The sequence below is a fragment of the Streptomyces sp. NPDC048349 genome (assembly GCF_040651925.1).
In the GTDB taxonomy this organism is placed as follows: domain Bacteria; phylum Actinomycetota; class Actinomycetes; order Streptomycetales; family Streptomycetaceae; genus Streptomyces.
Genome location: NZ_JBEZLA010000035.1, coordinates 66210 through 80010 on the forward strand (window position 1 = coordinate 66210; position 13801 = coordinate 80010).

Below are 13801 nucleotides of genomic sequence, written 5' to 3' on the forward strand. Positions count from 1 at the left end.
AGGCGCCGTCAGACGGCCGAGCCCGCCTTCCAGTCAGCCCAGCTCATGTTCCAGCCGTTGAGGCCGTTGTCCGGCGTGATGGTCTTGTCCGGGGAGTTGACCACGGTGACGACGTCGCCGATGAGCGAGTTGTCGTAGAACCAGGCGGCGGGCTGGTTCGGGTCGCCCGCGCCCTTGGCGTCGTTCAGGCCGACACAGCCGTGGCTGGTGTTGACACTGCCGAAGATCGAGTCCGCACCCCAGTAGTTGCCGTGGATGAAGGTGCCGGAGTTCGACAGCCGCATCGCGTGCGGGACGTCCTTGATGTCGTACTCGCCCTTGCCGTCGTCGTCCGTGAAGCCGACGGTGGCGCCGTTCATCCGGGTCTCCTTGAACTTCTCGGAGATCACCATCTGGCCGTTGTACGTCGGGTTCTCCGGGGAGCCCGCCGAGATCGGGATGGTCTTGAGGACCGCGCCGTCCCGGGTGACCGTCATCTTCTTGGTCTTCGCGTCGACCGTGGAGACCTGGCTGCGGCCGATCTTGAAGGTGACGGTCTTGCTCTGGACGCCCTGGACGCCGGGCGCGCCCTGGACGCCCTCCAGCGCCAGCTTCAGCGTGACGGTGGAGTTCGCCTGCCAGTACTGCTCGGGGCGGAAGTCCAGCCGCTGCGCGCCGAACCAGTGGCCGACGACTTCCTGGCCGCTGCTGGAGGAGACGGTGATGGCCGCCTGGACGGCCTTCTTGTCCTTGATCGGCTTGTTGAAGGTGATCGAGACGGGCATGCCCACCCCGACGGTCTGTCCCTCGTCCGGGACGAACGAGCCGACGAAGCTGTTCTCCGGGGAGACGGTGGTGAAGGACGCGTTCTCGTGGGCCTCGCGGCCGTCGGCGTCCTTGGCGGTCGCCGACAGGGCGTACTTGGTGGAGCGCTTGAGGGCGGCGTCCGGCTTCCAGCTCTTGCCGTCCGCGGCGATCTTGCCCGCGACGGCCGTGCCCTCGGCGGTCTTCAGCTCGACCTTGGTCAGCGTGCCGTCACTGACGGCGACGTTGGCGGAGTCGTTCAGCCCGACGTTGGTGGCGCCGTCCTTGGGCGTGATGGCTATTCGGGCCTTGGAGGTGTCCTTGGCCGCCGCCGCGTCGACGTCCGCCTGGGATTTGCTGCTCTCGCTCGCGTTCGGCTTGTCACCGCCCCCGCCGTTGCACGCCGAGAGCACCAGTACACCGCCGAGCACGGCGGATACGGCCACCAGGGACCTTCTCCGCTTGCTGTCCGTCCTCACACGCCACTCCATCGTTGCCGGATACCCCGGGGCTGCCGTCCCGGGGTGGGCCGGGCAGGGGGACATGGCCCCCCTGCCTCGTCCTGACAACGCGTGAACGCCGCGGATCGGTTCCACATTCCGTTGGAGTGTGGGCAACCCCACGGTCAGGCGTTGTCGGTTTCCTTTTCGAAGTCACCATCTTCCTCGTCCAGGTCCCACTCCAGGGACTCGGGGTCGTATTCGACGGGTTCGCTGCTCCAGGAGGCCTGCGCCAGCTCCACGCCCGGGATGTCGGCGACCAGGTCGGTGGGGTCGACCAGGTAGGCGAGCGCCTCCGACTCGTCCTCCCGCACGGCGGACTCGGCGTGGCCGCGCTCCTCGTCCGGCATGAACTCGTCGGCCTTGATGTGCTCGAGGGCGGCTCCCGTGAGTGCCTGTGAGTCCGGTACCTCGAGTACCAAATCCACCCGAAGCCGTACGTATCGTGATGTCTCAGAAGAGTTCATACGACGGAGAGTAAGCCCGCGGAACCCCTGACTTTCCCACGACCCGCCCCTTTCCGTAGCATCACCGCACACGGCCAATTCGCTGCTGCCACAAGGGGGATCGCACCGTGTCCGCACGCCGCCCGCTGCTCACCGCTCTCGGAGCGACCACCCTCCTCGCCGCCCTGTGGTTCGTCCCCTCGGCCAACGCCACCGCACCGGAGCCCGCCCAGGGCCGCTCCGGGGCGCCCGCGGCCGCCAACGCGGCCGGTACGGACGCGCACGCCGCCGGTACGGACCCGCACGCACAGGGGACGGCCACGGGCCCGCGCGAGACGTCCGTCACGCTCGCCGACACCGGCTCCGTCGACACCACCCCCTACCTCCTGGGCGGCACGCTCTGCCTCGGCGTCGGGGCCGGCTCCGTGGCCTTCTCCGTGCGCCGCTCCCGCACCGCGTAGGCGCCCCGCACACGACGGAGGGCCGCCCCGTGCGGGGCGGCCCTCACCAGGTGCGTCGCGTCAGGCCAGCGGGCCCGTCACGGACTCCACCGCGGCCACGAGGGCGCCCGTACGGACGAACGCGTCGGCGGCGGCCAGGTCGGGGGCGAGGAAGCGGTCCGGCCCGGGACCCTGTACGCCCGCCGCGCGGACGGCCTCGATCGCGGCCAGGCTGGCCGGGGCCGCGGTGAGCCCGTGGCGCAGCTCGATGGCGCGGGTGGCCGCGTACAGCTCGATCGCGATGATCCGGGTGAGGTTGTCCACGGCGGTCCGGAGCTTGCGCGCGGCCGACCACCCCATGGAGACGTGGTCCTCCTGCATGGCGGAGGAGGGGATCGAGTCGGCCGAGGCCGGCACCGCGAGCCGCTTCATCTCGCTGACCAGGGCGGCCTGCGTGTACTGGGCGATCATCAGGCCGGAGTCCACGCCGGCGTCGTCCGCGAGGAACGGCGGCAGGCCGTGCGAGCGGTTCTTGTCGAGCAGCCGGTCGGTGCGGCGCTCGGCGATGGAGCCGAGGTCGGCGGCCGCGATGGCCAGGAAGTCCAGCACGTAGGCGACCGGCGCCCCGTGGAAGTTGCCGTTGGACTCCACCCGCCCGTCGGGCAGGACCACCGGGTTGTCGACGGCCGAGGCCAGCTCGCGGGAGGCGACCAGGGCGGCGTGCGCCATGGTGTCGCGGCCGGCGCCGGCGACCTGCGGGGCGCAGCGCACCGAGTAGGCGTCCTGGACGCGCGGGGCGGTCTCTTCCTGGTAGTGGCGTACGAGGCCGGAGCCCTTGAGGACGGCGGCCATGTTCGCGGCGGAGGCGCCCTGACCGGGGTGCGGGCGGATGGCGTGCAGCTCCGGCGCGAGGACCTTCTCGGTGCCGAGCAGCGCCTCCAGCGTCAGCGCGGCGGTGATGTCGGCGGAGGTGTAGAGCTTGCCGAGGTCGGCGAGGGCCATGACCAGCATGCCGAGCATGCCGTCGGTGCCGTTGAGGAGGGCCAGGCCCTCCTTCTCGCGGAGCTCGACGGGCTCGATCCCGGCTTCGGCGAGCAGCTCCCCGGCGGGGCGGACGACGCCGTCCGGGCCCTCCGCGTCGCCCTCGCCCATCAGCGCGAGCGCGCAGTGCGACAGGGGCGCGAGGTCGCCGGAGCAGCCGAGGGAGCCGTACTCGTGGACGACGGGGGTGATCCCCGCGTTGAGCACGTCGGCCATGGTCTGGGCGACGGAGGGCCGCACGCCGGTGTGCCCGGAGGCGACGGTCTTGAGCCGGAGGAACATCAGCGCGCGCACGACCTCCCGCTCGACGCGCGGGCCCATGCCGGCGGCGTGCGAGCGGACGATGTTGCGCTGGAGCTGGGCGCGCAGCTCGGGGCTGATGTGCCGGGAGGCCAGCGCGCCGAAGCCGGTGGACACCCCGTAGACGGGCTCGGGCTTGGCGGCGAGCGCGTCGACGATCTCCCGGGAGCGGGCGAGCGCCTCGAGGGCCTCGCCGGACAGCTCGACCCGTGCGTTGCCGCGGGCGACGGCGATGACGTCCTCGGCGGTGGTCCCGGACGTCCCCACCACGACAGTGTGCATATCCATATTCAGCACCCTACGGATTGAATCGCGGTATGTCACTAGGGGAACCTGTCACGATCGCGCGGCCCGAGGGCCCCTTACGACACGGGGCCGCGGCCGGGCTGCGGTCACTGCCGCCCGCGGAAGCGGCGGCGCTCCCCCGGGCCCTCCTGCGCGGCGGCGTCGGCCAGCCGGACCACGGCCGTGTCGCGGCCCGCGACGACCGGCTTCGGCGAGCGCGCGGCCTTGGCCTTGTACTGGGCGGCGTCCGCGAGGCGGAACAGCCGCCGGGGGGACTTCACCAGCCCGATCGGATCCCCCGTGGACGCCACCCCGCAGGCCACGCCCTCGCCCAGGTCCAGCTCGGCGGCCCGGGTGCACACCTCCTCGGTGACCCGCACCACCTCGTCCGCCGTCGGCCCCACCCCGACCAGGCAGAACTCGTCGCCGCCCAGCCGCGCGACCAGTGCGCCGGGCAGCATGGCCCCGCACAGGCTCAGCACCGACCCGAAACGCTCCAGCAGCCGGTCGCCCATGGCGTGGCCCAGGGTGTCGTTGACCTTCTTCAGCCCGTTCAGGTCGCAGACCACCAGGCTGACCACGACCCCGGTCCGCCGGTGCTCCTCCAGCGCCTCGTCGAGCCGCATGTCGACCGCCCGCCGGTTGGCGAGGCCGGTCAGCGGGTCGGTGAAGGCGAGGCGCCGGGCCTCCTCCAGCCGCTCGTTCTGCGCGAGCCCGGCCGCGACCACGGCGGCCAGGACGGTCGCGAACTCGGCGTCGTCCTCGTCGAAGTCGGGCAGCCCGTCGTCCCGGGCCACGTACAGCTCGCCCCAGGCCCGCCCGCTGAGCACGATCGGCGCGACCACGCAGGTGCCGCGACCGCGCCGGCGCAGGGCCTCGCCGCGCCGCCCGGCCCGGTCGCCGCCCGCGCTCTCCACCCAGGCGTGCGGGCCGCCGCCGCCCACCCAGCGCTCGTGCAGGAACTCGGTGATCTCGGGGAAGTCGTGCACGGGATAGGACTCGTCCTGCGGGAACTCCTCCTCGCCCGGCCGCCGCTCCCCCTCGTTCACGAGCACCCGCAGGCACCCGCGCTCGCGCTCCCACGCGGAGATCGCGGCGAACGAGCCGTCCAGCGCCACCCGCGCTCCGCGCGCGGCCGCCCGCACACTGTCCCGCGGCGCGCACGCCGCGGCCATCGCCTGCGCGAGTCCCACCACGGCTCGCAGCCGCCCGTCAACTCCCATCACCCCAGATTAGGGATTTTTGTCTGATTTGGTGACAATTGGCGCGACTTTCGGTACCGCCAAGATCACGAGCAGTGACGGCCGCGCCGGCCCGCTACTCCCCGGGCCAGTTCGGCTTGCGCTTCTCGTTGAACGCCGCCACGCCCTCGGCCCGGTCGCCCGAGAAGGCCACCGTCCGCCAGGCCGCGTCCTCGATCTCCAGGCCGGCCGCCAGGTCCATCCCGTGCCCCAGCCGCAGCGCCCGCTTGGCCGCCCGCAGGCCCACCGGGGAGTTCGCCGCCATCCGGGACGCCAGGGCGAGCGCCTCGGCCGTGTCCTGCCCGGCCGGGACCAGCGAGTCCACCAGCCCCAGGGACAGCGCCTCGGCCGCCTCCACCCGCCGCGCCGTGAAGATCAGCTCGGCCGCCCGGGCCGCACCCACCCGGCGCGGCAGCAGCTGCGTGCCTCCGCCGCCCGGGATCACGCCCACCGACACCTCGGGCAGCCCGACCACCGCCGAGGTGTCGGCCACGATCACGTCGCAGGCCAGGGCCAGCTCGAAGCCGCCGCCCAGGGCGAAGCCGTGCACGGCGGCGATCGTGGGCATCGGCAGCTCCAGTACGCCCCCGTACGCCCCGCGCGTGGTCGGCCGCTGCCGCACCAGCTCGGCGTCCGACAGCGAGTTGCGCTCCTTGAGGTCGGCGCCCACGCAAAAGGCCCGCTCCGCGGTGGAGGAGAGCACGACCACCCGCACCGACGGGTCCGCGGCGAGCGCCGCGCAGGCCGCGCCGAGGGACCGGGCCATCTCCGTGGACACCGCGTTCATCGCCTTGGGGCGGTCCATCGCCAGCTCCGCGACGTGCCCCTCGCCCTCCCTGCGTACTGCGACGAACTCTCCGAAGCGCTGCTCAGACATGCCTGCGACCCTCTCGGTTAACGAGCGTTATCGCCGCACTCTAGTGCGCGGGGCGGCCATCCGGTCAAGGCTCCGGGGCAGGTTCCGGGCACGCCCGTGCCCGGTCAGGCGGGGTGCTTGGGCTTCCTGCGCGTCAGCGACCAGGGCTCCACGACACCCAGCCCGCGCACCGGCCGCTGCCACATCGGCTGGAGCGCGAAGCGGTAGGCGCCGCCGCCTTCCGCCTCGGCCTCCTTCTCGGAGACCGGGGCGGCCCCGGTACGGCCCAGCTCCTCCGCCATCGCCCCGTCCACCAGCACCGCGTCCTTGGGCGCTATGGACGTCAGCCGGCTCGCCAGGTTCACCGTGGTCCCGAAGACGTCGCCCATCCGGGTCGTCACCGTGCCGAAGGCGATCCCGACCCGCAGCTCGGGCATCTGCGGATCGGCCTCCATGGTCTCGATCAGCCGCAGCGCGATCTCCGCCGCCGTCGCCGCGTCGTCGGCGCAGTAGAGCACCTCGTCGCCGAGCGTCTTGATCAGCCGGCCGCCGTGCGCCGCGACCAGGTCCGCCGACGTCGTCTCGAAGGACTCGACGAGCTCGCCGAGCTCCTCCTCCTCCAGGCGCCGCGTCAGCCGGGTGAAGCCCACCAGGTCCGCGAAGCCCACCGCGAGCCGCCGGTCGACCATCTCCTCGTCGTCCGCCACCTGCACGACGCGCCCGGTGGCGGCCGCCAGCTGGCGCCGCCACACGTAGACGAGGAACTCCTCCAGCTCGGGCAGCAGCAGCTCGACCAGCGGGTACGTGACCTCCGTACGGGTCATCCCCGGCTCCGGCGGCTCCGTCAGCCCCTCCAGGAACGAGTCGATCTGCCACTCCGCCAGCCGGGCCGTGGTCTGTCCGGTCGACCGCGCCACCTGCACCGCCATCGGCTCGGACAGCAGCCCGGCCTCGACCAGGCCGGCCAGGCGGCGCAGCGCCAGTACGTCCGCCTCCGTCAGGGCCTTGGCCTGGCCGATGTCCGCGAAGCCCATGGCCCGCCAGAAGCGGGAGGCGAGCTCCATCGAGACCCCGGCGCTGCGGGCCGCCTGGAAGGGGGTGTACCGGCGCTCGGCGCCCAGGATCAGCTGCTCGAGCCGGATGGCGAGGGGGTCCGCGGTGGGCTGGGCCGTGTGGTCCACCTCGTGGTGCGGGGTGTGCTGGTCCCGCCCGATCGGGGTACCGGGACCCGAGGGCCCGGGGGCGGACGCGCTGGACGTAGGGTCGTCGACGGTCAAGGGCCGCCTCCTGTCCATTCCGTGCGCACTGCCCTGCCGAACCGGTTGATCACCACGAGTACCGCGATCGCCTAAACCATACGGCAGGTGTGCCGTAGCTCACTCCCCCTCCCCGGCATTGGACGGGGCTCAGTGCACCGACCGCAGGTGCACCACGTCGCCCGCGCCCACCGCCTCGTGCTCGTCCTCGGCGGTACGGATCACCAGGCGGCCTTCGGCGTCGACCGCTTCGGCCGTTCCGGTGAGAGCGCGGCCGCCGGGGAGCTCCGCGCGGACGTGCCGGCCGAGGGTGGCGCAGCCCGCCGCGTAGGTCTCCTGGAGGCCGCTCGACGCGGGGTCTCCGCCGGCCGCGCGCCAGTTCCCGTACCACTGCTCGAGCGACCGCAGGACGGCCCTGAGCAGCGGGTCGCGGTCGGTTACGGCGGCCTTGGCCAGCGCCAGGGACCCGGCGGCCGGCACCGGCAGCTCGTCCTCGGTCAGGGTGACGTTGAGCCCGATCCCGATGACGACTCCGTCGGCGACGCGCTCGGCGAGGATCCCGCCGGTCTTGCGCTCCTCGCCGTCCACGGTGACCAGGAGGTCGTTGGGCCATTTCAGGCCGGTGTCCACGCCCGCCGCCCGGGAGAGCCCGGTGGCGGTGGCCACCCCGGCCAGCAGGGTCAGCCACCCCCACCGCTCCTGCGGCACGGCCTCGCCCGGCTTGAGCAGGACGGAGAAGAACAGGCCGGACCGGGGCGGCGCGACCCAGCTCCGGTCGAGCCGCCCGCGCCCGGCGGTCTGCTCCTCGGCGACGAGCACGGCCCCCTCGGGCAGCTGCGCCGCCCGGGCCGCGAGGTCGGTGTTGGTGGACCCGGTGGCGGGGACCACCTCCAGGGAGGTCCACAGCCCGTCCCCGGTCACGAGGGCCCGCTGGAGGGCGGCGGCGTTGAGGGGCGGCCGGTCCAGGCTCGACCAGCGACCCGCGGAAGCACCTGCTGAGGCATCTGATGGCGTCATGCAACCCACAGTAGGTGTGTCAAACGCCGCACTGCCGAGCGCCATGCCCGCCGATACGCTACGCACCAGTAGCCAGCAGTAGTCAATCAATTGACCAGGCAGTTGACACCACGCAGGGAGCCGCGACCCCGATGTCACAACCGTCAGAGCCGATCGACATGCACACCACCGCGGGGAAGATCGCGGATCTGCAGCGCCGCATCGACGAAGCCACCCACGCCGGATCCGCGCGTGCCGTGGAGAAGCAGCACGCCAAGGGCAAGCTGACGGCGCGTGAGCGGGTGGCCCTGCTGCTGGACGAAGGTTCCTTCGTCGAGCTGGACGAGTTCGCCCGGCACCGCTCCACCAACTTCGGGCTGGAGAAGACCCGGCCCTACGGCGACGGCGTCGTCACCGGGTACGGCACGGTGGACGGCCGCCCGGTGGCCGTGTTCTCGCAGGACTTCACCGTCTTCGGCGGGGCGCTGGGCGAGGTCTACGGCCAGAAGATCATGAAGGTCATGGACTTCGCGCTGAAGACCGGATGCCCGCTCATCGGCATCAACGACTCCGGCGGCGCCCGCATCCAGGAGGGCGTCAGCGCGCTGGGGATGTACGGCGAGATCTTCCGCCGCAACGTGCACGCCTCCGGCGTCATCCCGCAGATCAGCCTGATCGTCGGGCCCTGCGCGGGCGGCGCCGTGTACTCGCCCGCCATCACCGACTTCACCGTGATGGTCGACCAGACCTCGCACATGTTCATCACCGGCCCGGACGTCATCAAGACGGTCACCGGCGAGGACGTGGGCTTCGAGGAGCTGGGCGGGGCCCGGACGCACAACAGCACCTCCGGCGTCGCGCACCACATGGCGGGCGACGAGAAGGACGCCATCGAGTACGTGAAGTCGCTCCTCGCGTACCTGCCGTCGAACAACCTCTCCGAGCCGCCCGCCTTCCCCGAGGAGGCGGACACCGAGGTCAGCGACACCGACCGCGAGCTCGACGTCCTCATCCCGGACAGCGCGAACCAGCCGTACGACATGCACACCGTGATCGAGCACGTGCTCGACGACGCGGAGTTCCTGGAGACGCAGTCGCTGTTCGCGCCGAACATCCTCACCGGCTTCGGCCGGGTCGAGGGCCACCCGGTGGGCATCGTCGCCAACCAGCCGATGCAGTTCGCTGGCTGCCTGGACATCAACGCCTCCGAGAAGGCGGCGCGGTTCGTCCGGACGTGCGACGCCTTCAACATCCCGGTGCTGACGTTCGTGGACGTGCCGGGGTTCCTGCCGGGCACGGACCAGGAGTACAACGGGATCATCCGGCGCGGCGCGAAGCTGATCTACGCGTACGCGGAGGCCACCGTGCCCCTGATCACCGTCATCACCCGCAAGGCCTTCGGCGGCGCGTACGACGTCATGGGCTCCAAGCACCTCGGCGCGGACCTGAACCTGGCCTGGCCGACCGCCCAGATCGCCGTCATGGGCGCACAGGGCGCGGTCAACATCCTGCACCGCCGCGCCATCGCGGAGGCGGAGAATGTGGAGGAGACCCGGGCGCGGCTCATCGCCGAGTACGAGGACACGCTGCTGAACCCGTACACGGCCGCCGAGCGCGGTTACATCGATGCGGTGACCATGCCGTCCGAGACCCGGGCGCACGTGGTGAAGGGGCTGCGGCAGCTGCGCACCAAGCGGGAGTCCCTGCCGCCGAAGAAGCACGGCAACATCCCCCTCTAGCCCCTCCAGGAGGTCTCTGTGGTGATCAAGGTCGTCAAGGGCAATCCGACCGCGGAGGAGCTGGCCGCCGCACTGGCGGTGGTCCAAGCGCGCGCGGCGGCACTGGCTTCGGTGCCGTCGGGCGCGCCCCGGGTGGCGGACGAGTGGTCGGCGCCGTCCCGGGTGGCGCGGCGCCGGCTGCCGCAGCCGGGGCCGCGCGCGTGGGGCCGTACGTACTGGCCCGGCTAGAGGGCCGGGCCGCTCCCGGCGGAAGATGACGCGAACGGACGGTGGCGCCTGAGTACGGGTACTCAGGCGCCCCTGCCGTCCCGGGGACAGGATCGGACCATGCTCTGGTCCGATCCTGAGAACGAGCCGCCGAAGGACATGCGCGACGCGCAGGCGATGATCCGGCGGATGACCGTGGTGCTCGCCCTCGCCATGCTCGTGGGGGTGTACGTCCTGGGCGTCGGCCACTTCTGAGACTGCCGGCAGGGGTGCCCCGCGCCGCCCCTACGATGGCGGGCATGACTGTCGAACCTCGCCCGCTCGTCCTCGCCTCCGCCTCCCCCGCCCGGCTGAACCTGCTGCGGCAGGCCGGGCTCGCCCCGCACGTGATCGTCAGCGGCTTCGACGAGGACGCGCTGGACCACGACGAGCCGGCCGAGCTGGCGCTGGCGCTGGCCGAGGCGAAGGCGGGGGTCGTGGCGGCCCTGGAGGAGGCCGCGGGCGCCCTGGTGATCGGCTGTGACTCCGTACTGGAGCTCGACGGCGAAGCGCTGGGCAAGCCGGCGGACGCGGCGGAGGCCACGGCCCGCTGGAAGGCGATGCGCGGGCGGGCCGGTGTCCTGCGCACGGGGCACTGCGTGATCGACACGGTCAGCGGCCGTCAGGTCTCGGCCACGGCCTCCACGACGGTCCGCTTCGGCGAGCCGACGGACGCGGAGGTCGCCGCGTACGTGGCGAGCGGCGAGCCGCTGCACGTGGCGGGGGCGTTCACGCTGGACGGACTGTCGGCGCCGTTCATCGAGGGCATCGACGGGGACCCCGGCAACGTGATCGGGCTGTCGCTGCCCCTGCTGCGCTCCCTGCTGGGCGAACTGGGTGTATCCATCACGGATTTGTGGGCTTGAGCTCCCCCAGGGGCGGCGCGGCGTCTGCTGCGCCCGCCCCGCGCGGGGCGGCGTAGAGCGTCAGGGTGAGCACCAGCAGGCACAGGATCAGCATCGTCGCCGCGAAGGCGCCCCAGCCCACCAGGACGACCGAGAGGACGCCCAGCACGCCGTGGGTGACGGCGGCGGTGATGAGCACGACACGGGCGAGGCCGCCGGGGGCGCGGTCGCGGACCGCCACGAGGCCGGCGAACACGGCGCACAGCACGAGGAAGGCGCCCATGCCCGCACCGAGGGCGTAGGTTGCCTTGGACATGACATCCGGATCGCTGCCGGCGATGGACATCGACTGGTTCGCGGTGGTCGTACCCAGCACGATGTGCACGAACACGAGTACGCCCGCTTCCGCGACAAGTACGATCGCGGCCAGTCCGGCCACGAGTCTTCGCAGCACGATGCCCCCACCCCCCACGCGTCACAAGCCTGTTCGACGCCTGGAGGCTACTAACGGGTAAACGTGCGGACAAGGGGTGCGGGCCGCTTCGTTACGGGAGGGGCCGCGCACAGTGATCACGCGAAGAACGTGTGGGCCGTTCGTAGGGACTCGACAAAGAATCACCCGGGGCCGCTGACCGGCATGACAGAGACCCGAGCTGTAATACGGGGTTACTGTGCAGTCGGGGATCCCCCTGACCTGGGGCGCCATAAGGGTTCCCCAGTGGAGCGAACCTCGAATCACACTCTGTGTGGGCAAGCTCACCACTGGGGAAGGGTCGAAAGGCCGTGTGGGCTGTCCCTAAACTCAGCTTGTTTCAAGGAGGGAGCCATCGTGCGCAAGGTGCTCATCGCCAACCGTGGCGAAATCGCTGTCCGCGTTGCTCGGGCCTGCCGGGACGCCGGGATCGCGAGCGTAGCCGTCTACGCCGATCCGGACCGGGACGCTCTGCACGTCCGCGCGGCAGACGAAGCTTTCGCGTTGGGCGGTGACACCCCGGCCGCCAGCTACCTGGACATCTCCAAGGTCCTCCAGGCCGCAGCCGATTCCGGCGCGGACGCCATCCATCCCGGATACGGCTTCCTCTCCGAGAACGCCGACTTCGCGCAGGCCGTCATCGACGCGGGCCTGACCTGGATCGGCCCGCCGCCGCAGGCCATCCGCGACCTGGGTGACAAGGTCGCGGCCCGGCACATCGCCCAGCGCGCCGGCGCGCCGCTGGTCGCCGGCACGCCGGACCCGGTGTCCGGGGCCGAGGAGGTCGTCGCCTTCGCCAAGGAGCACGGCCTGCCCATCGCCATCAAGGCGGCCTTCGGCGGCGGCGGCCGCGGCCTCAAGGTCGCCCGCACCCTCGACGAGGTGCCGGAGCTCTACGACTCCGCCGTCCGCGAGGCCGTCGCCGCCTTCGGCCGCGGCGAGTGCTTCGTCGAGCGCTACCTCGACAAGCCGCGGCACGTCGAAACCCAGTGCCTCGCCGACACCCACGGCAACGTGGTCGTCGTCTCCACCCGTGACTGCTCGCTGCAGCGCCGCCACCAGAAGCTGGTCGAGGAGGCCCCCGCGCCGTTCCTCACCGAGGCGCAGAACGCGGAGCTGTACGCCGCCTCCAAGGCGATCCTGAAGGAAGCCGGCTACGTCGGCGCCGGTACGGTCGAGTTCCTCGTCTCCGCCGACGGCTTGATCTCCTTCCTGGAGGTCAACACCCGTCTGCAGGTCGAGCACCCGGTGACCGAGGAGGTCTCCGGCATCGACCTGGTCCGGGAGATGTTCCGCATCGCCGACGGCGAGGAGCTGGGCTACGGGGACCCCGTCCTGCGCGGTCACTCCATCGAGTTCCGCATCAACGGCGAGGACCCGGGCCGCGGCTTCCTGCCGGCCCCCGGCACGGTCACGAAGTTCGCCCCGCCGAGCGGTCCGGGCGTGCGCCTCGACGCGGGCGTGGAGTCCGGCTCGGTCATCGGCCCGGCCTGGGACTCCCTCCTGGCGAAGCTGATCATCACCGGCGCCACCCGCGAGCAGGCGCTCCAGCGCGCCGCCCGCGCGCTCGCCGAGTTCGAGATCGAGGGCATGGCCACCGCCCTCCCGTTCCACCGCGCCGTCGTCACCGACCCGGCCTTCGCCCCCGCCGACGGGAACCCGTTCACCGTCTACACCCGGTGGATCGAGACCGAGTTCGTCAACGAGATCCCGGCGTTCACGGCCCCGGCCGCGGAGGACACCGAGGACGAGCCGGGCCGCGAGACGGTCGTGGTCGAGGTCGGCGGCAAGCGCCTCGAGGTCTCGCTGCCGTCGTCCCTGGGCATGACCCTGGCCCGCACGGCGGCTGCGGGCGGCGCGAAGCCCAAGCGGCGCGCGGCCAAGAAGTCCGGTCCGGCGGCCTCCGGCGACACCCTCGCGTCCCCGATGCAGGGCACGATCGTCAAGGTCGCGGTCGAGGAGGGCCAGCGGGTCGAGGAGGGCGAGCTGATCGTCGTACTCGAGGCCATGAAGATGGAGCAGCCGCTGAACGCGCACCGCTCCGGCACGATCGTCGGCCTGACCGCCGAGGTCGGCGCGTCCCTCACCTCGGGCGCCACCATCTGCGAGATCAAGGACTGATCCCGGCAGCACGCAGGACGCCATCGGCCCCCGGGACCCGTCGGGTCCCGGGGGCCGATGTCATGTACGGCTCCCGCACGGCCTGTGGCGGCCGCAGCCGGTGGGGGCGTCGGCGCCCGCCGTCCGTGGGGGCGCTGGAGGTGGCCTAGGGGGTGTCTGACGGAGGTCCGTGGTGAAGGAGCGGTGTCCGGTGCGTGCTCTCGGCGTGCCGGCCGGATGCCCCCGTACTGGACG

General features: G+C 72.2%; 14 protein-coding genes. 6 read left to right on the forward strand and 8 right to left on the reverse strand.

Annotated elements, in window-relative coordinates; all coding sequences use genetic code 11:
• Positions 1-8: 8 nt before the first annotated feature.
• Together AB0D44_RS20205 and AB0D44_RS20210 are read right to left on the reverse strand one after the other, a co-directional pair.
• Positions 9-1274: an Ig-like domain-containing protein gene (locus tag AB0D44_RS20205; protein ID WP_362592591.1), complete on the reverse strand. Its 1266-nt coding sequence runs from the start codon at positions 1272-1274 to the stop codon at positions 9-11.
• 134 nt (positions 1275-1408) lie between these two features.
• Positions 1409-1711 carry a hypothetical protein gene (locus tag AB0D44_RS20210; protein ID WP_362592594.1) on the reverse strand — a complete coding sequence of 101 codons (303 nt, stop codon included), beginning with the start codon at positions 1709-1711 and terminating at the stop codon, positions 1409-1411.
• 146 nt (positions 1712-1857) lie between these two features.
• Here AB0D44_RS20210 and AB0D44_RS20215 point away from each other — a divergent pair, with 146 nt between their 5' ends.
• The gene (locus AB0D44_RS20215) at positions 1858-2190 is read left to right on the forward strand and encodes a hypothetical protein (protein ID WP_362592597.1); all 333 of its coding nucleotides are present in this window, start codon (positions 1858-1860) and stop codon (positions 2188-2190) included.
• Between the two features lie 60 nt (positions 2191-2250).
• On the opposite strand, the gene hutH is transcribed toward AB0D44_RS20215, so the two are convergent.
• The 5 genes from hutH to AB0D44_RS20240 form a co-directional block, all read right to left on the reverse strand.
• Positions 2251-3792: a histidine ammonia-lyase gene (gene hutH, locus AB0D44_RS20220; protein WP_362592640.1), complete on the reverse strand. Its 1542-nt coding sequence runs from the start codon at positions 3790-3792 to the stop codon at positions 2251-2253.
• A gap of 110 nt (positions 3793-3902) precedes the next feature.
• Positions 3903-5018: a GGDEF domain-containing protein gene (locus AB0D44_RS20225; RefSeq protein WP_362592600.1), complete on the reverse strand. Its 1116-nt coding sequence runs from the start codon at positions 5016-5018 to the stop codon at positions 3903-3905.
• A gap of 94 nt (positions 5019-5112) precedes the next feature.
• On the reverse strand, positions 5113-5913 hold the full coding sequence (locus AB0D44_RS20230) for an enoyl-CoA hydratase-related protein (protein WP_362592603.1): 801 nt from the start codon (positions 5911-5913) through the stop codon (positions 5113-5115).
• A 104-nt stretch (positions 5914-6017) separates the two neighbouring features.
• Positions 6018-7106 (reverse strand): adenylate/guanylate cyclase domain-containing protein, encoded by a 1089-nt coding sequence (locus AB0D44_RS20235; RefSeq protein ID WP_362592643.1) that lies wholly within the window; start codon positions 7104-7106, stop codon positions 6018-6020.
• Positions 7107-7298: 192 nt separating this feature from the next.
• Positions 7299-8165: a biotin--[acetyl-CoA-carboxylase] ligase gene (locus tag AB0D44_RS20240; protein WP_362592606.1), complete on the reverse strand. Its 867-nt coding sequence runs from the start codon at positions 8163-8165 to the stop codon at positions 7299-7301.
• A 131-nt stretch (positions 8166-8296) separates the two neighbouring features.
• On the opposite strand from AB0D44_RS20240, the gene AB0D44_RS20245 reads away from it, so the two are divergent.
• The 4 genes from AB0D44_RS20245 to AB0D44_RS20260 all read left to right on the forward strand — a co-directional run bounded on the left by AB0D44_RS20245 (position 8297) and on the right by AB0D44_RS20260 (position 10995).
• Complete coding sequence (locus AB0D44_RS20245) at positions 8297-9883, forward strand: acyl-CoA carboxylase subunit beta (protein ID WP_362592608.1); 1587 nt, start codon at positions 8297-8299, stop codon at positions 9881-9883.
• Between the two features lie 18 nt (positions 9884-9901).
• Complete coding sequence (locus AB0D44_RS20250; RefSeq protein ID WP_362592611.1) at positions 9902-10111, forward strand: acyl-CoA carboxylase epsilon subunit; 210 nt, start codon at positions 9902-9904, stop codon at positions 10109-10111.
• A gap of 99 nt (positions 10112-10210) precedes the next feature.
• Complete coding sequence (locus AB0D44_RS20255; RefSeq protein WP_279628689.1) at positions 10211-10345, forward strand: hypothetical protein; 135 nt, start codon at positions 10211-10213, stop codon at positions 10343-10345.
• A gap of 35 nt (positions 10346-10380) precedes the next feature.
• Complete coding sequence (locus AB0D44_RS20260) at positions 10381-10995, forward strand: nucleoside triphosphate pyrophosphatase (RefSeq protein WP_362592614.1); 615 nt, start codon at positions 10381-10383, stop codon at positions 10993-10995.
• Here the strand turns inward: AB0D44_RS20260 and AB0D44_RS20265 are convergent.
• The gene (locus tag AB0D44_RS20265) at positions 10976-11428 is read right to left on the reverse strand and encodes a hypothetical protein (protein ID WP_362592616.1); all 453 of its coding nucleotides are present in this window, start codon (positions 11426-11428) and stop codon (positions 10976-10978) included. The two genes, AB0D44_RS20260 and AB0D44_RS20265, sit on opposite strands and share 20 nt — an antisense overlap.
• A 375-nt stretch (positions 11429-11803) precedes the next feature.
• Here AB0D44_RS20265 and AB0D44_RS20270 point away from each other — a divergent pair, with 375 nt between their 5' ends.
• The gene (locus AB0D44_RS20270; protein ID WP_362592619.1) at positions 11804-13567 is read left to right on the forward strand and encodes a biotin carboxylase N-terminal domain-containing protein; all 1764 of its coding nucleotides are present in this window, start codon (positions 11804-11806) and stop codon (positions 13565-13567) included.
• The last annotated feature ends 234 nt before the right edge of the window (positions 13568-13801 follow it).